This window comes from Dongia sp. P2_B8 (assembly GCF_056404715.1).
In genome coordinates this window covers 164,120-187,137 of the sequence record NZ_JBFUDM010000002.1, presented here as the reverse complement: position 1 = coordinate 187,137, position 23,018 = coordinate 164,120, and the positions used below count along the sequence as shown (strand labels likewise).

Sequence of the window (23,018 nt, the reverse complement as noted above, 5' to 3'; positions counted from 1 at the left end):
TGATGGAGCGGGACCGCAGTCACCCCCCTCTCCAACTCTCCCCCTCAAGGGGGGAGAGGGCTGCAGCGGGATATCAGCGTCCTCTTCTCCCTCCCCCCTTGAGGGGGAGGGTCGTCGGCGAAGGCCGACATTCGTCGGCGGTGGAGGGGGGTATCTCTCTGACACACCCGCTGCCCGCATGATCGCTTACATCATCCGCCGCCTGCTGCTGATGATCCCCACTCTGCTCGGGATCATGGTGATCAATTTCATCATCATTCAGGCAGCCCCGGGCGGGCCGGTAGAACAGACCATTGCGAAATTGCGCGGCACCGCGATCGATTCCACCGCACGCATCACCGGGGGTGGTGGTGAGGTGATGGCAGGATCGCAGAAGCAAACTTCGCCCGGCGACAATAACGACCAGTATCGCGGCGCCCGCGGGCTCGATCCAAAATTCATTGCTGAGATCCAACGCATGTACGGCTTCGACAAGCCGATGCATGAGCGGTTCCTCATGATGATGAAGAGCTATCTCACCTTCGATTTCGGCAAGAGCTTCTTCAAGGGGCGGCCAGTGGTCGACCTCGTCATAGAGAAGATGCCAGTGTCGATCTCCATCGGCATCTGGACCGCGCTGATCGTCTACGGGATATCCATACCTCTGGGCATCGCCAAGGCGCTGCGCGATGGATCGCCTTTCGATTTCTGGACCAGTACCGCGATTATCGCAGGGAGTGCCATTCCCGGTTATCTATTTGCGATTCTGCTGGTGGTACTTTTTGCGGGCGGAAGCTATTGGAGTTTCTTTCCCATCCGCGGGCTGGTATCCGATGATTGGGACCAACTGACGCTGCTCGGCAAAGCGCTCGATTATCTCTGGCACATGACGTTGCCCATTGTCGCGATGGTCGTCGGCGGTTTCTCAAGCCTCACATTTCTCACAAAGAACTCCTTTCTGGACCAGATCCATCTACAATATGTGACAACGGCGCGGGCAAAGGGCTTGACGGACCACCGTGTCCTCTATGGCCATGTCTTTCGCAATTCCATGCTGATCGTGATTGCCGGTTTCCCCAGCGCCATCATCGGCATCCTGTTTGCCGACGCCTTGCTGATCGAAATCATCTTCTCGCTCGACGGGTTGGGCCTGCTCGGCTACGAGGCGGCCATCAATCGCGACTATCCGATCATGTTCGCCACTCTCTACATCTTCACCTTGATGGGTCTCGTCATGGGCCTGATCGGTGACATCATGTATATGCTGGTCGACCCACGCATCGATTTTGAGGCGCGTGAGCTATGAGCCGGCATTGGATATTGGGCGTCAAGGTGGCGCCTATTACTGCTCGGCGCTGGCGTAACTTTCTCGCCAACCGGAGGGGCTTCTGGTCGCTGATCATCTTCCTTATTCTCTTTGGTCTCAGCTTGCCGGCGGAATTCATCGCCAATGACCGACCAATCCTGATTTCCTATCAAGACAAATTCTATTGGCCCGTGTTTCATGATTACGGTGAAGAGGTGTTCGGCGGTGTTGCGGGCCTCACCGCCGATTTCACGGGCGAATTCCTCAAGGAACGGGTTGCGCAAGGCGGCGGCTGGATGTTGTGGCCACCGATTCCTTTTTCCTACGACACGGTCATGACAAATCTGCCAGGACCGGCGCCAACGCCGCCAGATGGGATCAATTGGCTGGGGACCGACGATCAAGCACGCGATGTCCTGGCGCGCGTCATCTATGGATTCCGCATTTCCGTACTGTTCGGTCTGTTGCTGACGGTATTCACCACCGTCGTAGGCGTTCTCGCCGGTGCAGCGCAGGGATATTTTGGCGGTTGGGTCGACCTTCTCGCGCAAAGATTCTTGGAAATCTGGGAGAGTCTGCCGACGCTTTACATCCTCATCATTTTTTCCGCCATCATCATTCCAGGTTTCTGGTCGCTGCTCGGATTGTTGCTCCTGTTTCGCTGGACATGGCCGATTGGCGTGGTGCGTGCCGAATTTCTGCGTGCGCGCAATCTCGAATATGTGCGGGCGGCAAAGGCCCTGGGCTTGGGCGATTGGCGCATCATCACGCGCCACATTCTGCCTAACGCCCTCGTCGCCACCTTGACCTACTTGCCGTTCACCCTCAGCGGCTCCGTGGCGGCGTTGACTTCCCTCGACTTCCTGGGGTTTGGGTTGCCGCCCGGCTCGCCTTCGCTCGGCGAGTTGTTGTCGCAGGGCAAGGAGAATCTGGCGGCAACATGGCTTGGTATCACCGGATTCCTTGTGATCGGCGTGATGCTGATCCTACTGATCTTCATTGGCGAGGCGATTCGCGACGCCTTTGATCCGCGCAAAGGCAGCGCACAATGAGTGAGCCTTTGCTGGAAATCGAGAACCTGTCCGTCGCCTTTGGTGCGCGGGTTGTCGTCGAGGGGGTCAATCTTGCCATTGGGAAGGGCGAGACGTTGGCGCTGGTGGGTGAATCGGGCTCGGGGAAGTCGGTGACGGCACTCTCGATCCTGCGCCTGCTGCCCTATCCCGTGGCCTCGCACCCGGCGGGCACCATCCGCTTTGCGATGACGGACGGCCGGCAGGAGGATCTGCTGCAGATGCCCCTGGACCGCCTGCGCCAGATCCGCGGCGGGCGCATCGCCATGATCTTCCAGGAGCCGACGTTGTCCTTGAATCCGCTGCACCGGATCGAGCGGCAGCTGGTGGAAACCATCCAGCTCCATAAGCCGGTCTCCGAGACGGCGGCCCGCAAGCGCGCGCTGGAACTCCTGGAGCTGGTCAAGATCGACAATGCGCCGCAGAAACTGAAAGCTTTTCCCCACGAAATGTCGGGTGGCCAGCGTCAGCGCGTGATGATCGCCATGGCGCTCGCCAACGAACCCGATCTTCTCATCGCCGATGAGCCCACGACAGCGCTCGATGTCACCATCCAGGCGCAGATCCTGAATTTGATGATGGATCTGCAGCAGCGCCTCGGCATGGCAATTCTGCTCATCACCCACGATCTGGGGCTGGTGCGAAAATTCAGCAGCCGCGTCGCGGTGATGCAACAAGGCCATATCGTCGAACAAGGCGAAACGGCCACCGTGTTCGACCAGCCGCAGCATGCCTATACCCGGCATCTGCTGGCGGCCGAACCCAAGGGCAGCGTCGAGCCGCTGGCCAAGGCCGCGCCGGAATTGCTGCGTACAGACAAGCTCTCCGTCCGCTTTCCGATCAAGCAGGGCGTGTTCCGCCGCGTGGTCGATTATGTGCCGGCCCTCATCGACGCCTCGCTGCAGCTGCACGAAGGTGAAACGCTGGGCATCGTCGGCGAATCGGGGTCGGGCAAGACCACGCTGGGGCTGGCACTGCTGCGCCTCATCAACAGCGAGGGCCTGATCCAGTTCAACGGCCGGCGCATCGACCAGCTGGACCGGGGCGAGATGCGGCCGCTGCGCCGCGAAATGCAGATCGTGTTCCAGGACCCGTTCGGTTCATTGAGCCCGCGTTTCTCGATCGGTGAGATCGTGGCGGAGGGGCTTGGCATTCACGATATCGGCCGGGATGCCGCCGAGCGCGAGGAGATCGTGATCGAAACCCTGCAGGAAGTAGGGCTGGATCCAGAGACACGGCACCGCTACCCCCATGAATTCTCCGGTGGCCAGCGCCAGCGCATCGCCATTGCCCGTGCCCTCATCCTGAAGCCGAAGCTCATCGTGCTCGATGAGCCGACCTCGGCCCTCGACATGTCGGTGCAGGCGCAGATCGTCGACCTGCTGCGGGACTTGCAACGGCGCCATCGGCTTGGCTATCTGTTCATCTCGCATGATCTCAGGGTGATAAGGGCGATGAGCCATCGTGTCATGGTGTTGAAGCAGGGCCGTGTCGTGGAAAGCGGGGCTGCCGCCGACGTGTTCGAACGGCCGCGCGAGCCCTACACGCAGGCGCTGCTGTCGGCCGCCCTCCATCACGAAGCCCGCGACCTTGGCACGGTGCGGCAATGAGCCGGGCCAAGCTGCTCTTCGCCGGCGCCGATGAATATGAGGGCCTGTTCGCGGAGGCCGCGGCGACGCTGCCGGACCTCGAGCTTGTGCCCTACCGGCCGAATCAGAATCCTGGGGGTCAGGACCTTGGCGGCATCAGCTACCTGATGATGTGGCGCCCGGTGCCAGGCCTGCCCGCCGCGATGCCGGACTTGAAGGCCGTGTTCTGCTTTGGAGCCGGCGTCGAGCGCCTGCTTGCCAACCCCGAACTGCCCCCTGACATTCCCATTGTCCGCATGGTCGAACCCGGCCTCACCCAAGGCATGAGCGAATATGTGCTGTGGCAGGTGCTGCGCCATCACCGCCGTATCTGGGAGCTGGAAGAGGCACAGGCCGAGGGCCGCTGGGCGCCGCATTGGTACCCCGCCGCCTGGGACCGGCAGATCGGCATCCTGGGGTTGGGCGCCCTCGGCGTTGCCGCCGGAAAGGTGCTGACCGAGTTCGGCTTTCCCGTGCGAGGCTGGGCCAGGAGCCGCAAGGCGGTGCCGGGGATCGAGAGCTTTGCCGGTGAAGGTGAGCTGCCCGCCTTTCTCGACGGGCTCGATATCCTCATCTGCCTGCTGCCGCTTACGCCAGAGACCCAAGGCATCCTGCGGGCCGATCTCTTCGCCAGGCTCAAAAAGGGGGCCTCTCTCATCAATGTCGGCCGTGGCGGGCATCTGGTGGAAGGCGACCTCATCCCGGCCCTCGACTCGGGGCAGTTGCTGGCGGCGAGCCTCGATGTCTTTGCCCAGGAACCGCTGACGGCAGACCATCCCTTCTGGTCGCACCCACGAATCTTTGTCACCCCGCACAATGCCAGCGACACCAATCCGGTGAGCGGCCTTGTCGAAATCAGCCGCCAGATCGGCCGTGCCAGGGCCGGTCTACCCCTCCAACATGTGGCTGACCGGTCCCGCGGCTACTAAATCAGGTTCCAATGGCATCGCCCTCCCTGGGAGAAGGCCGGGAATCCGCCACGGCAGCGGGCGTATGGATGCCCAGACCAAGTCCGGGCATGACGAAATTGGATAGGCTCAGCACATGAAAATGTGACTCAAAGCCCAAAACGGTAACCTGTTATTTATGTTTTCCTGAAAAAAATCAGGAGTCCTGAAGAAAATCAGGTGGCGCGATCCGGCTTACGTCCGGACGTGCGATGGGGAAACATCAGACGATAGGGTTCTCGCATGTTGCACTCTGCCCTGGCTCGCTTGCGTATCGGCAGCCGGATCACCTTCGGCTTCGTGATTGTTCTGGCGGTTCTGGTGGCCGTGCTGGGCTTCAGCTATTTCGCCCTGACCACCGCCCGCTCCAGCTTCGGCGGCTTCACCAGCATGGCCAACAGTGCGATTGCCACCCAGCAGGTCGATCGCGACGTCGTCTCGCTCCGCCGCAACGTCATGGACTTCATCCGCGACAACTCGCCGGAAGCGCTCCAGGAAGTGCGCCGCCTGCTGCCAAGCCTGAAAGAGACACTGACCGCCCAGCAGGCTGCGATCACCTCGGACGAGCAGCGGCAGAAGTATGACGAGATGCTGGGACTACTCGACAGCTACAACAAGGATTTCGAGGACGCGGTCAAGATGAAGAGCGACCGCGACTGGCTGCAGAATGACGAGCTCGGCGACCTCGGCCTCAAAGCCACCAAGTTCATGTCCGATATCGTAACCGCCTCCTTGTCCAGCAGCGACTTTCAGGTTGCAGCCTATGCCGGCCAGGCTGAGGAAAAGCTGCTGACCGCGCGCATCGCCGCGGAACGTTTCGTCTCCACCAAGGATCCGAAATATATCGAGCAGTCCGGCCGCTCGGTCTTGATCTTCTCGTCCAGCATTGCAGCACTGCAGAGCAAGCTCAAGCTGGCACCGCAGCGTCTCGCGGCGCAAGGGGCCGCCCAGACGATGCAGAAATATTCGTCGACGCTGAGCGAACTCCGGACGTTGGCGATCGATCTCAACAAGCTCATCAACGACAAGATGGCCAAGGCCTCCAAGCGGATCGGCGAATTGGCCAACGAACTCACCGCGGCACAGCAAACTTCCATGGGTACGGTGGCAGCCGACACCACGGCGGCCGTACAAAAGGCCCTGAAGCTGATGCTGATCATTGCCGGCATTGCGCTCGCGGTCGGCATCTTCTGTGCCATCGTGATCGGGCGCAGCATCTCGCGCCCGGTACAATCGATGACCGCGACCATGAGCGACCTGGCTGGCGGCAATCTCGATGTCGTGATCCCAGCGCTCGAGAATCGCGATGAAATCGGCGACATGGCGCGCACGGTCGTGGTGTTCAAGGACGCCCTGGTGGCCCAGCGCGCTGCCGACGAAGCCGCCAAGCGGGACTCGGAAGCCAAGCTTGCCCGCAGCCAGGCACTGGAAACGCTGATTGCCGGTTTCGAGGGCAAGGTCGGCGATCTGGTGGCCTCGCTCTCGGCGGCTTCCGGCGATCTCCAGCACTCGGCACAATCGATGAGTGCCACGGCGGAAGAAACCAACCAGCAATCGAATGCCGTGGCGGTGGCAGCCGAACAGGCAACAGCCAACGTGCAGACGGTGGCGGCAGCGACCGAGGAACTCACCTCCTCGATCTCGGAAATCGGCCGCCAGGTCAGCCAATCGACCAGCATCGCGCAAAAAGCCGTGCAACAGGCCGCCCACACCAACAGCCAGGTCCAGGGTCTTGCCATCTCGGCCCAGGCGATTGGCGACGTGGTGCGCCTCATCTCCGAGATCGCGGCGCAGACCAACTTGCTCGCCCTCAACGCCACGATCGAAGCGGCGCGCGCCGGTGAAGCTGGCCGCGGCTTTGCTGTTGTGGCATCGGAGGTCAAGAACCTCGCATCGCAGACTGCAAAGGCGACCGAGGAAATCAGCGCCAAGGTGAGCGAGATCCAGAACGCGACCGAAGAATCGGTGACCGCGATCCAAGGCATCGCCAGCGTGATCGAGGAGATCAGCCAGATCTCCAACACCATAGCGACGGCGGTCGAACAACAGTCGGCAGCCACCTCGGAAATCGCCCGTAACGTTCAGCAGGCGAGCCAGGGCACCACCGAAGTCTCCGGCAATATCCAGGGCGTCACCCACGCGGCCGGCGAAACCGGCAAGGCCGCGGGCCAGGTGCTGGGGGCTGCCACGGAACTGGGCCAGCAATCCAACACCCTCAACAACGAAGTCGGCCAGTTCATCGCCCAGGTGCGGGCGATTTAAGAGGTTGACCGGTGAGCATGTCGGTCTCGTTCGCTCCCTCGCCCCGCGATAGCGGGGAGAGGGTGGGGGTGAGGGGCGGCTTATCGGTCTTGTGGATAGAAAGCCCCCTCACCCGCGCGCTTTGCGCGCGGCCTCTCTCCAAAGGGGCGAGGCTAACCTAAGTGGCCTGGCAACTGACTCTCACCCAGCCGCCTGCAGCCGCCAGTCATATTCCATCTCGCGGATGACGAGATCGACCAGCGCCTGGCCGCCCAGCCGCTTCACCAGATAGAGCGACATGTCGATGCCGGCGGTGATGCCGCCAGAGGTCAGGTATTTGCCATTGTCGACGAAGCGGGCTTGCGGCTGCACATCGATCTTGTCGCTGAGCGCCTGCAGCTCGCCGATGGCGCTCCAATGTGTGGTGGCGCGCAAGCCGTCGAGAAGCCCAAGCTTGCCCAGCAGTAACGCACCGGTGCAGATGCTGGCCACGATCTCAGCACCTGCTGCCTGACGCGCCAACCATGCCATGATCTTGTCGTCACGCATCGCCTTGCGGCTGCCATTGCCGCCGGGGACGAGCACGACATCGGCCTGCGGGCAGCTATCGAGATCATGATCCGGCACCACTTTGAGACCGCCGATGGCGGTCAGCTGCGCGCGCGATGCCGCGACGGTCACGACGTGGAAGGGGGCCGGATCGACGGATTGCGCGGCGACCGAAAAGACCTCGAACGGGCCGGCAAAGTCGAGCACTTCGACCTCCGGGAACAGCAGCAGGGCGACGGTCTTCTGTTGAGCGGTCATGTCAGGCAACTCCCGAGGTTTGAAAATGGGTGCGGAACTGGCTGGGCGTCACGGCCAGGTGACGCTGAAAGGACCTTCGCAGGCGCAAGGCATTGCCAAAGCCGAGGCGCGCCGCGACAACATCGATATTCTCTTCGCCAGCAGCCAGGGCCTGGCGGGCCGCATCGACCCGTGCGGCGGTCACGAAAGCAGCTGGCGTCATGCCGGTTTCTTCCGCGAATCGGCGCGCGAAATGGCGCGGGCTCATGGCCGCACGGGCGGCAAGATCCTCGACGCTGTGCGGTAGCTGCAGATGGGCAAGAATCCAGGTCTGCAGGCCGGCGATCTTGCCGGGCGGTGTGTTCTGCGCCTTCAAGGCCGGGCTGAACTGCGCCTGACCACCGCTCCTTCGCATATAGAGCACGAATTCCCGCGCCAGATCGCTTGCCACCGCGCTGCCCAAATCCTCCTCGATCAAGGCCAGGGCCAGATCCATGCCGGCACTGATGCCGGCCGAGGAATAGAATTTGCCGTCGCGGACAAAGATCGGGTCCTGCTCGACCGTGATGCGGGGATAGTCGGCGGCCATACGGTCGCAGCGTTCCCAATGGGTGACGGCGCGGCGCCCATCAAGGAGGCCCGCTTCCGCCAGCAGCAGCGCACCGCTGCACACCGATGCGACGCGCCGGCAATGCGGCGCCTGCCGCCGCAGCCAGTTCATCACCTTGCGCTCGCCCAGCACGGCATCGACGCCGATCCCGCCCGCCACCAGCAAGGTGTCGATGCCGGGCAGCGTCCCGCCGATCTTCCGCGTCGCCAGCATGTGAAGACCCGACGAGGTTTCCACCATGCCGGCCTCCGGGGCAGCGAGGCTGACCTCATAGGCCCGGTAGCCGGCAAAGTCATTGGCTGCCGCAAACAGCGACATCGGCCCCGAAATATCGAGGAGATGCGCCTGCGGATAGATCAGCATCACGATCTGCCGTATCTGCCTGCGGCGTGCCTGTGCGGCCATGGCGGGACCCTCGCTTCATCAAACCTGCGGCCATCCTGCGCGCGAACCAGTATGGCAGTAATGACATTCAACAATCATTTTCTGCCATATGATCGCATCTTAGCCCGGCCTTATCGACATCCTCCGCGGACCATGACGATTTTGATGAATGCCGAACGATCAGAGGCTGGCGATCCATCCCGATGCCGGGCATAGTTCGCTCATGAAACGCAAAGACATCCAGCGCGACCTGCTCGCCCTCAAACGCCAGAAGATGATGCAATCGGCCTTTGCCTGGTTTCGCGGCACGGGCGATCTTTTCTATGCGCGCTGGCTGAAGCCGCTGCTGGCGATCGAGGCGCCGCCGGTCTGGCTCAATGGCGACATGCATCTTGAGAATTTCGGCACCTATCGCGGCGACAATCGCCTGACCTATTTCGACATCGGCGATTTCGATGATGCGGCGCTTGGCCCGGCGGTTATCGACCTCATGCGCTTTGCAACGGGCATCATTCTGGCGGCGCCGGAACTGGGCATTTCCCGGAAGGATGCCAAAGCACTGGCGGCCCATGGTCTTGCGCAGTATCGCGCGGCCCTTGCCGATGGCAAGCCGCGCTGGCTGGAGCGCCGCACAGCGCGCGGCGCCATCGGCGACCTCCTTGGCGACCTGGAGCGCCGCAGCCAATCCGATCTTCTGGAAAAGCGGACCGTCCTCAAGGACGGCAAGCGGCGCCTGCGTTTCGATAGCGGCAAGGCCATCAAGCTTGGCAAGCAGGAAGCGGCAAATGTCATCGCCGCCATGGACCGCTTTGCCCGCAAGCGCGCCCATCCCGGCTTCTTCGAGGTACAGGATGTGGCGCAGCGCGTTGCCGGCCTCGGCGCGCTCGGCCGCCCGCGTTATGTCGTGCTGATCAAGGGCAATGGCGGCAAGGAAGGCCAGGCGCTCATCGATCTCAAGTCACAGCCGGGCTCCGCCCTGGTCACGGCGCTGGTCAAAGCGAAGCACAAGCAGCCGGCCTTCGCCAACGAGGCACAGCGCGTGGTGAAGATCGAATATCATCTGCAGGCGGCCGCCCCCGCCTTTCTCACCGATATTCTGATCGGCAGAACCGCTTTCACCTTCCGCGAATTGCAGCCGGACCAGGACAAGCTGGAAGTGGTGCATCTCGCCGGCGACGCGACGCGGCGCGAAGAGGCGATCGGCGCCATGGGCGATCTCATCGCCTGGGCACAGCTGCGGGCCAGCGGCTGGCGGGGTGGCGCCACCATCGACGATCTCATGGAGTGGGCATCGGCCAAGGACTGGATCAAAAAATGCGCAACGCCCCTTTTGGCGCTCGCCGATTCGGCCGCCAGGGCTGCCGACGTGGACTGGCATGCATTTTGTTCAGCCCAAAATTGAGGGATTTTGGGGACTGCGAAAAATTGCCTCAAATGCTTGATATTACAATGATTGCTCCATATTGCGGACCTGGGTATAAGGTCCCCCATCCCTGGTGACCCTCAGCTGATCCTGGAAAGAGACCGACAGTGATCGACGGCACCGTATCGACGCTCACGGCGGCTCCGACTTTGGGGCTCATGAATCTCGCCTTGGCGCTCAGCTTGGTCGCCGGCTTCCGCTTGCTCGGGCTTTTGGGGTGGCGTGGTTTTGGCCGGCTGGGACGCGCTGGTGCAGGTCTTGCCTTCGGCGCGCTCATCCTCATGGGTCTGGCCCTCGCCCGGCTCGGCGTCACCCTGGGGGCCGAACCCCTGCCATTGTGGCGCGACACAGCCTATCTCATGGCACCCTTCCTGCTGCCGCTGCTGGCCGCCTTGCGGCTTGACCCGCTGCTCGGCCGCATCGCCGCCATTGTGCTGGCACTGGGCGCCATGCCGGTGCTCTCCTGGCCGGGCGGCATCGTCAGCGGCTTTGCCCTGCTGGCCGCAATCTCTCTGCCTGCGCTGCTGCAGCGCTGGCGCGGTTTGCGCGCCGAGCAGCGCTTTGCGCTCCTTGCCTATCTCCCGGCTTTGCTGCTGATCCCGGCGGGACTTGCCACGGCATCCGCTGGCACACCACTCGTCAGCATGGCGGTGACGTTGCTGGCCTTCCTGATGCAAGGACCGGCGCTCATCGGCATGATCCGCTTGCTTGATGCCGACTCTGTTGCCGCCGCTGCCGCACAATTGGATCGCCGCGCGCGGTTGGAGCAGGAGGAACTGAAGGCCGCCCCGCTCATCAGCCGCACCATCGCCGATCTGCCGGAAGGCGTGGCGGTGTTCGACGCCGCGGACCGGCTGGTCGCCTGCAACGCCACCTATCGCCGGCTCAATCCACTGGTTGCCGAAATGCTGGTGATCGGCGCTACCTATGGCGACCTGGTGCGGGCCAACGTGCTGCGCGGACAGCCAGCGCAGGGTGATGCCGCGACGGCAGATCCTGAAGCGCTCATCGCCGATCATCTGGTGCGTCACCGGCAGCTACCTTGGCGCGTCGAAATCCCGGGTCCCGACGATCGCACCCTGCTGGTGATTGAATCGAAGACTGCCGATGGCGGCACCCTGCGCCTGATGACTGACGTCACGGCGATCAAGGGCCGGGAAAGCCGGCTGACGGAACTCGCCCAACGCAACGAAGTGCTGGCAACCGCTGTGGGATCCGTCTCGACCGGCATTCTCATCTGCGACGCAACCAAGCCCGAACATCCGGTGACTTTCGTCAATGCCGCGTTCAGCCGCATCACCGGCTATCCGGCGGAAGAAATGATCGGCCGCAACTGCCGCATCCTGCAAGGCCGCGACACCGATCCGGAAGCCCTCGACCGCCTGCGCCGGGCACTGGCACAGCAGCGGCCGGTCAGTGTCACCTTGCGCAACTATCGGAAGGACGGCCGCACCTTCTGGAACGAATTGTCGATCAGCCCGATTGCCGACCCGCAGGGGCGCATCGTGCAGTTCGTTGGCATCGTCAGCGACGTGACGCAACGCATCCGGTCCGAAGAAAATCTGCGCGAGGCCAAGAACCAGGCGGAACTCGCCAACCGTGCCAAATCTGAATTCCTCGCCAATGTCAGCCATGAGCTGCGCACACCGCTCAATGCCATCATCGGCTTTTCCGATGTCATGAAGATGGAATTGTTCGGGCCGCTGGGGACGCCGAAATATCGCGGCTATGCCAAGGATATTCTCGACAGCGGCAAGATGCTGCTCTCGCTCATCAACGATATTCTCGATCTTTCGAAGATCGAGGCCGGCAAGATGGAATTGCATCCGGAAGCGGTTGCCGTTACCGATATTTTCGATTCCGCCATGACGCTGATGCGCGAGCGTGCCAAGAATGCCGGTGTGCAATTGCGGGCCGAGGTGGCGCCCGACCTGCCGCCGCTGCTGGCTGATCTGCGCGTCATGAAGCAGATCGTCACCAACCTCGTTTCCAACGCCGTGAAATTCACGCCCAAGGATGGTTCGGTCGACCTGGTGGCGCGGCGGCTCGATGCGAACAAGGCCGAGATCCAGATCAAGGATACCGGCATCGGCATCGCCAAGGCCGACATCCCGGAAGTACTGAAGCCTTTCGTGCAGGTGGACGGCGCCCACCAGCGCCGGCAATCCGGAACAGGCCTGGGGCTGCCGATCGTGAAATCGCTCACCGCCTTGTCCGGTGGCTCGTTCCATCTGGAAAGCGAAGTCGGGCAGGGGACCATCGTGACCCTGCACCTGCCTCTCATTGACGACAAATGGGTAGGCGACAAGGAAGCGCGCAGCGCCGCCGAATAGCACCTCAAAGAATGCGACCGCACAAAAAAGAACCGCGCTACCTCGGGTGAGGTGCGCGGTGCAGTGTGGCGGTTGCAAAACCAGGAAACTAAAAACTCGTCACTGCCTTAAGAAGGCGGCGCCGCGCGGCCCATGGATCAACAACAGGCACGCGGTCCGCCTTAAGAAGGCGGCGCCGCGCGCCGGGGGATGGGGATGGCGCGCGGCAGCCTGCCCTTCACACCGCGCCATTCGGGGGTAGGGACTGGCGCGGTTCTCGGCCTGGGTTCCGCTGCTCGGCGCGCGGGCACCGGTCAGAAGGAACCCTTCGAGGGGCATCCGGGCGAATGGGCCGACCATTCACCAGGGTCGCAATAGGACGGAAAGGGGGATGGCCTTCACGTCCTGAACGGCACTCTCAACTTGCCCTGTGTCCCGTTTAGGACGGGAATGTGGCAAGAATAAGGAATTGGCCGCACTGGGCAGTGATCCCGATCGGGCTGAAGAGGGTCCTGTAGCCTTTGCCCAGGCCAACATTTCCTGTGGGTAGAGCATGGAAATTCCGTCTCTCGGTTAGCTAAAAATTCATCTAAACCACGTTAACTCAAGAGCTAACGTGCCAGTCTAACGGCAAAGGCCTTTCCCGCAGCGATCTACTGGATTTCCCTTGGAAATCCGGGACTTTGCGATCCTTTGCCACTCGCTGGACCGGGGGCTTCATGGTAAATTACGCCGCATTCGACTCGATCCTTGCCGCCGGTATCTTGTTCAAGAGCGAGGTCCGGATCGCTGATCGAGGTCGGTTATAGGTTTTATGTCCTGCTAGCCTGGGCGGTCGGCCCATCTTGCCAGCCGCATATTGCAGCCGGGTCGCGCGAACGCGCTGCACCAGGGAGTGGGGTCGCTCATCTTGCGCCGCAAACTGGGAGTGGTTCCGTGCCAGCATTAAACAGTCTGAAGACCCGCAAAAGCCTGAAGGTCGGGTCGAAATCCTATGATTATTTCAGCCTGAAGGCGGCCGAAAAGACCTTGGGCGACCTCTCGCGCCTGCCCAATTCGATGAAGGTGCTGCTGGAGAACCTGCTGCGCTACGAAGATGGCAGCAGCGTCACGGTGAAGGACATCCAGGCGGTCAAGAAGTGGCTCAAGGACAAGCGCTCCGACCGCGAGATCGCCTACCGCCCGGCCCGCGTGCTGATGCAGGATTTCACCGGCGTCCCGGCCGTGGTTGATCTCGCCGCCATGCGCGATGCGATGGTCAAATTGGGCGGCGATCCGAAGAAGATCAATCCGCTCTCGCCGGTCGATCTCGTCATCGACCATTCGGTGATGGTCGATTTCTTCGCCGGCCCCGGCGCTTTCAAGAAGAATGTCGATCTCGAATATGAACGCAATGGCGAACGCTATGAGTTCCTGCGCTGGGGCTCGCTGGGCTTTGACAATTTCCGGGTCGTGCCGCCGGGAACAGGCATCTGCCATCAGGTGAATACCGAAAATCTCGCCCAAGTCGTCTGGACGCTCAAGGAACCAGCCTCCACGGTGAAGGGCAAGAAGGTGGCCGCCAAGACAGTCGCCTATCCCGATACGCTCGTCGGCACCGACAGCCACACCACCATGGTCAACGGCCTTGCCGTATTGGGCTGGGGTGTGGGTGGTATCGAAGCGGAAGCGGCCATGCTCGGCCAGCCGATCTCGATGGTCATTCCCGAAGTGGTCGGTTTCAAGCTGTCCGGCAAGCTGCGCGAAGGCACCACGGCGACCGACCTCGTGCTGACTGTCACGCAGATGCTGCGCAAGAAGGGCGTCGTCAACAAGTTCGTCGAATTCTATGGCCCCGGCCTCGATGACCTCAGCCTGACGGACCGCGCCACCATCGCCAACATGGCGCCGGAATATGGCGCCACCTGCGGCTTCTTCCCCGTGGATGCCGAGACGATTCGCTATTTGAAGGCCACCGGCCGCAAAGCGGACCGCATCGCCCTGGTCGAGAAATACGCCAAGGCGCAAGGGATGTGGCGCGACAAGAAGAGCCCGGACCCGATCTTTACCGACAGCTTGAGCCTCGACATCGCCACCGTCGAACCCAGCATGGCAGGCCCGAAGCGCCCACAGGATCGCGTACCGCTCACCGATGTCTCCAGCACCTTCAAGGCCAATTTGGTCGATGTCTTCGCCCGCAAAGGCAATGAGAGCGCCGTCTCAGTGAAGGGTGCCGATTGGGAACTGGAGGACGGTGCCGTCGTCATCGCCGCCATCACGTCCTGCACCAATACCTCGAACCCCTCGGTGATGCTGGGCGCCGGCCTCGTCGCCAAAAAGGCGGTGGAGCTTGGCCTTACGGTGAAGCCGTGGGTGAAGACATCGCTGGCCCCCGGTTCGCAGGTCGTGACCGACTATCTCAAGAATGCCGGCCTCAACAAGCCACTCGATAAATTGGGCTTCAACCTGGTCGGCTATGGCTGCACCACCTGTATCGGCAATTCCGGGCCGCTTGCCGAACCGATCGCCGACGCCATCACCAAAGGCAATCTGGTGGCGGCCGCCGTGCTGTCGGGCAATCGCAATTTCGAAGGCCGCGTCAACCCGCATTGCAAGGCGAACTATCTCGCCTCGCCGATGCTGTGCGTGGTCTATGCACTCGCCGGCACGATGAAGATCGATATCACCAAGGATCCGATCGGCTATGGCAAGAAGGGCAAGCCCGTCTACCTGAAGGACATCTGGCCCACGACCAAGGAAGTGGCCGACACGGTCGCCAAGGCCGTGAAACTGTCCGACTTCAAGAAGCGCTATGCTGATGTATTCAAGGGCGACGCCAATTGGCGCAAGGTGAAGACCGTGAAGGGCCTCACCTATCAATGGCCCAAGGCCTCGACCTATGTCGCCAACCCGCCCTACTTCCAGGGCATGGCCAAGGAGCCGGGCACCATCAGCGACATTCGCGGCGCGCGGCCGCTGGCGATCCTGGGCGATTCCATCACCACCGATCACATCAGCCCGGCGGGCTCGATCAAGAAGGACGGCCCCGCCGGCCAGTATCTCATTGGCCAGGGCGTGCAGGTGGCGGACTTCAACTCCTACGGCGCACGGCGTGGCCATCATGAAGTGATGATGCGCGGCACCTTCGCCAACATCCGTCTGAAGAACGAGATGGCGCCGGGCACCGAAGGCGGTGTGACACGCTACATGCCGGCGGGCGAGCCGATGGCGATCTATGACGCCGCCATGCGTTACCAGAAGGCGAACGTGCCGCTGGTCGTGGTCGGTGGTAAAGAATACGGTACCGGCTCCAGCCGCGACTGGGCAGCCAAGGGCACCCTGTTGCTCGGCATCAAGGCCGTGCTGGTGGAGAGCTTCGAGCGCATCCATCGCTCGAACCTTGTCGGCATGGGCGTCCTGCCGCTGGTGTTCAAGGGCGACATGAATCGGAAGTCACTGGGTCTCGACGGGTCGGAAGTGTTCGACATCGTGGGTCTCGCCGGCCCCGGCAAAGCCGGCAACATCAAGCCGCGCATGGATGTGGCGGTTCGCATCACGCGAGCCAACGGCAAGACGGAGGAGATCACCGTCACCTGCCGCATCGATACCGCGGAGGAAGTGGAATATTTCCGCCATGGCGGCGTGCTGCCCTATGTGCTGCGGAATCTCGCTGCTTCATAAATACATCCGTTAATCGCCAGCTGACGGCCGCAGGAAGATCTTTCTGCGGCCGTTTTGCCGCCGGCGTGCATGCTTGCCAGCATCGATGCACTTTTTTGTTGATTAAATAATAATTCTTCTATAAATAACTGTATAGACGATTGGCCCTCAAGGTGGCTGCGGCTCAGAACGCGCCAGCCCTGTCGATGTGCCGTGCGTGTCGGCCGCGTCCGCTTTCTTGCGACATCACCCATTGCTTTCGCTTACCGGGCTTTTGCCCACGCCACGGCTATCCGGCGACCAGGCGCATAACGAATTGGGGGCAGATATGTTGGAGCTCATCAAGCTGTTCTTCCCGGGATATCAGGGCGATATGCCGGTCGCCGTCGCCGTGACGATCGTCTCGTCGCTCCTCATTCCGCTCACCATCTACATTGGTCATTTCGGTGTGGTCCGTTGGCGGCGCGGCCAGCTTGAGAATATGGGCGAGATCGTCAAGCCGCTGCGCGAGCATCCGGCCTTTGCGGTCGTGGCCCGAAAATACGGTATTCAGAGCGGGGAAGGCCAAGAAAAGTCATGGCGCGAGATCCGTGATGTTGTCGTCTCGCGGATCTATACGGTGGTCATCCATCTGTTGGCGATGCTGGTTTTTTCGGCTCTGACCGCCATCGGTACATTTGCCATCGTCACGATGCGTCAGGGCGCCTGTGCCGACGCCATTCCATCGGTCCGCTGCATCATGTCGTTCCGCATTCTGCTGGATGGCTTCGGCGACACCGCGGCGGGCGACCGCACGTTGGTGCTGATATCAATTACCTTCGTGGCGGCTTATCTCTGGTCGATCATCTATCTCATCCGGCGCGTCAACAATTCCGACCTCACGCCATTCTCCCCCTTGCTCTGCGCTGTTCGGATCACCCTGGCGCTCGCTGTCGTCGTCACACTGCGCCATACGTTATTCTACGCCATCGGCTCGGATCCGACCGCGGGCACGACCGCTGATGCCGGCGGCGACATGACGCTCGGCCAGGCGGCGGCTTATGTCATGGCGTTCTTTGTCGGTGTCAATCCCGCCGTCGGCCTCGATGCCTTGTTGCGCAAATTTCCAACGCTGGCCTTGAAACGGCCCGACCCGAAGGCCGAAAAGATGCGCACCAGCTATCCGCTCGACATGATCGAGGGGATCGATGATTTCGTCGATTTCCGCCTCAGCGAATTGGACATCACCGACGTCCAGGCCCTGGCCACGGCCAATCCGATCCAGATCTGCATCGAAACGCCTTACAAGATTCTACAGGTGGTCGATTGGGTGGCGCAGGCGCAACTGATCGTCGCGGTTGGCGCCGAGACAGCCTATACGCTCAAGCAGCAGAAGATCCGCACGATCTTCGATCTTGCGCGCCTGCGGGACAATGCGGACCATTGCCGCATCACCCTGCCGCTGATCGTCGATCATGCGCTGGTCCATACTCTCATTGTGCAGCAATCGGATGCGGCCATCCAAAAGTCCTTCGACGAGAGGCTGTTGCGATTGTTCCATCTTGAAGTCGAGAAGATCGGCGACGACCTCCATGTCGTGCGGCTGGCCGTGGTGTGGAACATGTTCTACGCCACCTATCTTGGCAAAGAGCCGGTGCTAAACGAGTGCTTGCGCGACTTCGCCCTGCGCGGCGTCCTTGGTGCCTATGAGGCACAGCCCTGCATGGGGTAAGGTGTTGGCAGCCTCGGCAGGAAAGAGCCTCATCTGACGACGATAGGGCTCTTCTCCCTTGTCCTGCCCTCCGGGCTATTTCTTTGTTTCGCACCCGAGATCGGCCGGCTTGTCGCCAGGGAATGCCTTGCTGACGGCCTTTTCGACCGCCGCAGGATCGGCAGCACCCCCGGCATCCACCGGCAAGGCAGCAAGGCCTTTGCTGAGCGCGTTCAATTCGTCGGAGAAGCGCGTCGGGCCGAACTGGATCTGCGTGACAATCAGATTGCCGTTGGCAATCGCAGCGTTCAACGCATCCAGCTTCACGGCATCTGCGTTGCCTTGCGCCGCCGCCACGGCCTGCTGTGCCGTGCTCACCGAAGAGGCGGCTGTCATGGCGCTTGCCGTGCAGGCAGTCACCTTTTCAATTTGTCCGGCCTGCCGGCTTGCCACGCTGTCTTTCACGGTTTTGCCGCTGGGCAGCTTCATGGCAGCGGTCGCTGCCGGGAAACCGGTCGCCGAGGCGTTGATCGCACTCTGTGCCCTGGGGCCAACGGCCAACAGATTGGAGATGGCGACACTGGCGCGCCCGTCGCTGGTATTGGCATTGTTGAAATTGCGTGCCGCCTTCACGCCAACCTCTTCCGACAAGGTCGCCAGGCTGCCAAGATGCGCGATGCCCGATGCCAGGCTGCACTGCCAGTGATAGTCGATGGCGTCTGCAATCGCCGCTTCCACCGTATAATCCTGCACCGGTACGCGAATGCGGCCGACTGTATTGCCTGGCGACGCCGCATCCTCGCTGCCATCGGTTGCCAATGTCGCGGCCGAGACTGGCTGCGACCGCTTCGCCAAGATCGCGTTCAACACGTCGGTGCGCTTGGCGCGGATACCCTTGAAGATGGCCGGCACCGCTTCCTTGTAGAAAAAATCCTGATTGAATTCGGCCCTGCCGCCGCTGGCAACCGCTGCTGCGCCGGCAAAAATCTGGCTGGCGCCGCCGCTGACCAGGGCACCGGCGGTCGCCGCCGCGGTGGTAAACAATCCTGCCCAGAAGTTGCCCTGTGAACTCAGATCCTGCATGTAGAGTTCGTACTTGTGGCAGAGCTGGTTGGAGGCGCCAATCAGCCGATCCTGAATCTGGTTGCGCGAGGAGATTTCTTCCTCCGGCGTGGCCGTTTCCTGCTCCCATTTATGATAGGCAGCGAGCGCCAGGTCATTTTGCGTGCTGGCAGGCAATTCGCTTTTCGCCGGCGCCACGCCGGCATTTGGGCCACGCGTCAGCAACAGCGGCAGATCCACCGTTTCATAATCGAAGCCCATCGTCACCGAACCCGATGTCGTCTCGATCTGCCCATTGCTACACCCGGCTGCGATCAAGGCGATGGCCGTTCCAGCCAAGAATTGTCCCCGCATGATTGCCCCCTGTTCCCTGGCGCGGACGTTTCAGCGTGACATTGTCCGGAACCGCGACGTTGGCAGCCCGCAGCGCCATCAGCACGGTCTGCAATCCCCGCAACCGATAGACGCCCAGGTTGCAATGGCATCGAGATACAACTTTGGCGATGCGACAAAAAGCTGTCAATCACCAATAAACTATCGCTATAGTTGTTAATAAAAGTTAATGGCTGTGCCGCCTTGCCGAATGCGTGCGCCGGCTTTTCCCGCGGCTTGATTCAGGTCAAGGCACCCGCGACGGTTCCTTGCATGATGGGGATATCGCACCCCGCAAGGGTGCCTTTGAGCATGCGTTACAACGGAGGAAACACCCATGGCCATCAAGAAAATTCTCTGCGCGGTTGACGGGTCGAAGATCACCGGACGGGTGGCGGGCTGCGCGGTGGAACTGGCGCAGGCGACCGGCGCGAAGCTTACCTTTCTCACGGTCAATGTCGTGCTGACACGCGCGCGCCGCACGCATTATTGGGACGCGGAATCGATCGATGCTGCGGCAGCCCAGGCCGATAAGCAGCTGGCGTCGGCCGTCAAGATTGCCAGGGCGGTGAAGTTCGATGGCTATGATTGCGTCATTGCCTCGGGCAGCAATGTCGCTGATGCCATCGTCTCCTACGCCGACAAGAATAAGGCCGATCATATCGTCATGGGCACCAGCACCACCAACGAACTGGCGCGCCTGTTCCTGGGGTCGGTTGCGACCGCCGTGGTGTCCCATGCCCAGGCACCGGTGACGATCGTCAAATAGTCGCCGGCGATTGGCACGCCCGACATATGTCCGGCGAGGGCGGCTTTTCTTTTGCCTCTGCGGTCGGTAGAGATGGTGGCCTATGCTTCGCACCTATCAGGCCGATCATCTCCCATGTCCAATCCACCGTCCAATCCACCGCTCCCATCCGGCTATTCACCGCTCCAACCTGGCCAGGTCGCCAATGTGGTCACCTGCCTTGAGATGCTGACACCGCCGCCGCCGCGGGCGCCGCGCGCCAGTGATGCGAGCCTCGCTCTCACGCCGTGGCAGCGCCCGTCGCTGGATGCGTTCCGCGCGCTCTTCCGGCTGGTTGGGCAGGATTGGCTGTGGCATTCGCGTCTCCACATGGCAGACGCAAAACTGCGGGCCATCCTCGATGATGCCGATGTCGATCTCTATCGCCTGATGGAAGGTGATGCCGTGCTAGGCCTCCTGGAGCTCGATTTCCGCGAGGCGGGGCAATGTGAGCTTTCCTTCTTCGGCCTGGTGCCCGGGGCGATCGGCAAAGGTGCAGGCCGCTTCCTGGTCGACCGCGGTATTGCCCTGGCCTGGAATCGCGGGCCCGACAGCCAGGGTATGGGCAAGCAGGCGATCAGTCGCCAGCCGATCAGTCGCCAGGCGATCAGCCGCATGTGGGTGCATACCTGCACCTTCGATCATCCGGCGGCCCTGGGCTTCTATCAGAAGGCCGGCTTCAAGCCTTATGCTTTCATGGTCGAGGTACAGGACGATCCGCGCCTCACCGGTCATCTGCCCCGCAGCGCCGCACCGCATGTGCCGTTGATCGAGGCGTCCTGAACACGAGGAGGAGGGAGAGATGAAAGACACGCTCAGGGTCGGCGACACGCATGTCTTTTCCTTCACCGTTACAGACGCGCAGACGGTGCCCAGCCTCTATCCGGCATCCGCCGATTTCCGCACCATGCCGGCAGTCTTTGCCACCGGCTTCATGGTGGGCCTGATGGAATGGGCCTGCATCGATGCGCTGCGCCCGCATCTCGATGACGGCGAGGGAAGTCTTGGTGTCGGCATCAATGTCAGCCATGTGGCGGCGACACCGCCGGGCATGAAGGTCACGGTCCGTGTCACCTGCACCAGGGTCGACGGCAAGCGGCTGCAATGGCAGGTGCGCGCCGAAGACGAACATGAGCTGATCGGCGAAGGCACCCACGACCGCGCGGTCGTGCGCTGGGACCGTTTCAACGCGAAGGTGGCGGAGAAGGCGGCACGCGTCTAGCGACGCCAGCTAGATTTGCTGCAGGAGCCGATCCGCCTGTGCTTCCAGCGCCGGGACCTCGATCAGGCCATAATCCTGCAATGCTCCGCGATTCAAGCTCCCGTCGGCTTGCAAGGTCGCTGCGGCGGATGGAGCTCCACCGGCCTGTGCCATGTTTCGCTTTACGCCGCTACCTTGTGCCTGGCTGCCGGCGGGTAGCCGGAAACTGAAAATGCCGTCGGCGGGGGGCACGAAAACGGGCGTCGCGATACCGATCCCGTTGGCCTCATTGCCATGGGGTCGCATATCGGTGAAATAGCTGGCGCGGTTGCTGATGCTGTAATCGAATTTGACCTGCTGGCTGCGGGCGAAATCGAAATAGCGGACCATTTCTACACTCTCGCACAGCCAGGCCCCTTGTCGTTCCTGGTCGCACCATTGAAAGGCATTGTTAAAGAAATCAAGGAAGGCCGTGAAGTCCGGTCCTTCCCCGGCGGGTGGGATCGTCGGGTTGGCACCGCCGATGAGCGGGCAGCGCAGGTGCCAGGAGTTGTTGAAGACGAACCAGGGATGAATCGCGACATATTCCGACGCCGCCCCGCGCGGCCGCATTTCATAACTGAGCTTCAGAACGCGACCCATCGTATGGCTGGGCATGCCTTGCTGGCCCTGCCGGCTGGTGAAGGTGCCGGTGTTGCCATAGAAATACCAGAACCCACCGCTCAGGCCGTCGAAGGAAAACCAGGAATGGCAATCGACCAGCCGATTGTGGCGCACATGCCAATTGTAAGCGGATACTTCCGGCTCGATCGGGTTGTCGCGGATGCGCACAAAATCATTGTCGAAGATGTGCACGTCGGCATTGATCTCGGCCATCTCGCCGGGCGGCGGCGGTGTGTCGCCGGATTTCAGCCGAATGCCATTATAGGCATCCATGATCTGATTCTGGCGCACCACCACATTGCCGCGAATGGCCTTGGCTGACAGGAAGCCGCCGTTGAAATATCGAAGCAGACCGTCGGATCCTTCATTGCCGTGCGCCCGTGCCCAATCATGCTCGGTCCACAGCAGATGATCGGCAGAATCATCCTGTTGCCATCGATTGCGTTCGATCAGCAAATGCGACGTCTGTTCGCCCTTGGCAAAAATGGCATAGGTCGCGTGCCGCCAGTCGCAATCGCGGACGATAAGGTGCGACGAATCCTTTACTGACAGGATGCTGGGCCAGCAGTCGCGCACCTTTAGTCCTTCGATGGTGATATGGGCGCATTTGTCGATAAACAGCAGGGCAAAATCGTCGACGCCCGGCTTGTTCGGTGCGTCATGTGCTGGATTGCCGCCACCGAGATGCGGATCCGGCTGCTTCCCGCCCGATATCCACGCCTGATCGGCCGCCCGGAAGGTGATCGGCCTATCGCGCGTTCCGGTCTTGCGGCTTAGTTTCGAAACCCTGTCATAGCGTCCCCCTTGCACCAGGATGACATCCCCTGGCCGGGCTGTGTCGCAGGCCTGCTGCAGGCTCCGCGAATCATGCGCATGAAGCTGTTGCATCGAACCGCCCTCGCTGAGCTGAAGCCGACA

The 23,018-nt window shown here is 61.7% G+C and carries 16 protein-coding genes; 12 read left to right on the top strand and 4 right to left on the bottom strand.

Annotated elements, in window-relative coordinates; genetic code table 11:
• Positions 1-178 precede the first annotated feature (178 nt).
• The 5 genes from AC1DWZ_RS05760 (at position 179) to AC1DWZ_RS05740 (ending at position 7,192) form a co-directional block, all read left to right on the top strand.
• Entirely contained in the window at positions 179-1,285 is a 1,107-nt protein-coding gene (locus AC1DWZ_RS05760) for a microcin C ABC transporter permease YejB (protein ID WP_477167917.1), read from the top strand.
• A complete protein-coding gene (locus AC1DWZ_RS05755) occupies positions 1,282-2,337 on the top strand; it encodes an ABC transporter permease (RefSeq protein WP_477167916.1) in 1,056 nt (351 codons plus the stop codon). Before AC1DWZ_RS05760 ends, AC1DWZ_RS05755 begins: the two co-directional genes overlap by 4 nt.
• Positions 2,334-3,965 (top strand): ABC transporter ATP-binding protein, encoded by a 1,632-nt coding sequence (locus AC1DWZ_RS05750; RefSeq protein ID WP_477167915.1) that lies wholly within the window; start codon positions 2,334-2,336, stop codon positions 3,963-3,965. The genes AC1DWZ_RS05755 and AC1DWZ_RS05750 overlap by 4 nt, the downstream gene beginning before the upstream one ends.
• A complete protein-coding gene (locus tag AC1DWZ_RS05745) occupies positions 3,962-4,912 on the top strand; it encodes a 2-hydroxyacid dehydrogenase (RefSeq protein WP_477167914.1) in 951 nt (316 codons plus the stop codon). Before AC1DWZ_RS05750 ends, AC1DWZ_RS05745 begins: the two co-directional genes overlap by 4 nt.
• Before the next feature lie 261 nt (positions 4,913-5,173).
• The gene (locus AC1DWZ_RS05740; RefSeq protein ID WP_477167913.1) at positions 5,174-7,192 is read left to right on the top strand and encodes a methyl-accepting chemotaxis protein; all 2,019 of its coding nucleotides are present in this window, start codon (positions 5,174-5,176) and stop codon (positions 7,190-7,192) included.
• Between the two features lie 180 nt (positions 7,193-7,372).
• Here the strand turns inward: AC1DWZ_RS05740 and AC1DWZ_RS05735 are convergent, their stop codons facing one another.
• Positions 7,373-7,978 (bottom strand): DJ-1/PfpI family protein, encoded by a 606-nt coding sequence (locus AC1DWZ_RS05735; protein WP_477167912.1) that lies wholly within the window; start codon positions 7,976-7,978, stop codon positions 7,373-7,375.
• 1 nt (position 7,979) lies between these two features.
• Complete coding sequence (locus AC1DWZ_RS05730; RefSeq protein WP_477167911.1) at positions 7,980-8,972, bottom strand: GlxA family transcriptional regulator; 993 nt, start codon at positions 8,970-8,972, stop codon at positions 7,980-7,982.
• Between the two features lie 202 nt (positions 8,973-9,174).
• On the opposite strand from AC1DWZ_RS05730, the gene AC1DWZ_RS05725 reads away from it, so the two are divergent.
• From AC1DWZ_RS05725 to AC1DWZ_RS05710, 4 genes are all read left to right on the top strand, one after another.
• The gene (locus tag AC1DWZ_RS05725; RefSeq protein ID WP_477167910.1) at positions 9,175-10,353 is read left to right on the top strand and encodes a DUF2252 family protein; all 1,179 of its coding nucleotides are present in this window, start codon (positions 9,175-9,177) and stop codon (positions 10,351-10,353) included.
• Between the two features lie 128 nt (positions 10,354-10,481).
• The gene (locus AC1DWZ_RS05720) at positions 10,482-12,707 is read left to right on the top strand and encodes a sensor histidine kinase (protein WP_477167909.1); all 2,226 of its coding nucleotides are present in this window, start codon (positions 10,482-10,484) and stop codon (positions 12,705-12,707) included.
• Between the two features lie 915 nt (positions 12,708-13,622).
• Complete coding sequence (gene acnA / locus AC1DWZ_RS05715; RefSeq protein ID WP_477167908.1) at positions 13,623-16,346, top strand: aconitate hydratase AcnA; 2,724 nt, start codon at positions 13,623-13,625, stop codon at positions 16,344-16,346.
• A gap of 307 nt (positions 16,347-16,653) precedes the next feature.
• Positions 16,654-18,036, top strand: a complete 1,383-nt coding sequence (locus AC1DWZ_RS05710) for a hypothetical protein (protein ID WP_477167907.1) — start codon at positions 16,654-16,656, stop codon at positions 18,034-18,036.
• Positions 18,037-18,111: 75 nt separating this feature from the next.
• Here the strand turns inward: AC1DWZ_RS05710 and AC1DWZ_RS05705 are convergent, their stop codons facing one another.
• Positions 18,112-19,431: a hypothetical protein gene (locus tag AC1DWZ_RS05705; RefSeq protein ID WP_477167906.1), complete on the bottom strand. Its 1,320-nt coding sequence runs from the start codon at positions 19,429-19,431 to the stop codon at positions 18,112-18,114.
• A 355-nt stretch (positions 19,432-19,786) separates the two neighbouring features.
• Here AC1DWZ_RS05705 and AC1DWZ_RS05700 point away from each other — a divergent pair, with 355 nt between their 5' ends.
• From AC1DWZ_RS05700 to AC1DWZ_RS05690, 3 genes are all read left to right on the top strand, one after another.
• A complete protein-coding gene (locus AC1DWZ_RS05700; protein WP_477167905.1) occupies positions 19,787-20,218 on the top strand; it encodes a universal stress protein in 432 nt (143 codons plus the stop codon).
• 114 nt (positions 20,219-20,332) lie between these two features.
• Positions 20,333-21,019, top strand: a complete 687-nt coding sequence (locus AC1DWZ_RS05695) for a GNAT family N-acetyltransferase (RefSeq protein WP_477167904.1) — start codon at positions 20,333-20,335, stop codon at positions 21,017-21,019.
• Between the two features lie 19 nt (positions 21,020-21,038).
• On the top strand, positions 21,039-21,458 hold the full coding sequence (locus tag AC1DWZ_RS05690) for a thioesterase family protein (protein ID WP_477167903.1): 420 nt from the start codon (positions 21,039-21,041) through the stop codon (positions 21,456-21,458).
• Positions 21,459-21,467: 9 nt separating this feature from the next.
• Here the strand turns inward: AC1DWZ_RS05690 and AC1DWZ_RS05685 are convergent, their stop codons facing one another.
• A complete protein-coding gene (locus AC1DWZ_RS05685; RefSeq protein ID WP_477167902.1) occupies positions 21,468-22,988 on the bottom strand; it encodes a right-handed parallel beta-helix repeat-containing protein in 1,521 nt (506 codons plus the stop codon).
• Between the last annotated feature and the right edge of the window lie 30 nt (positions 22,989-23,018).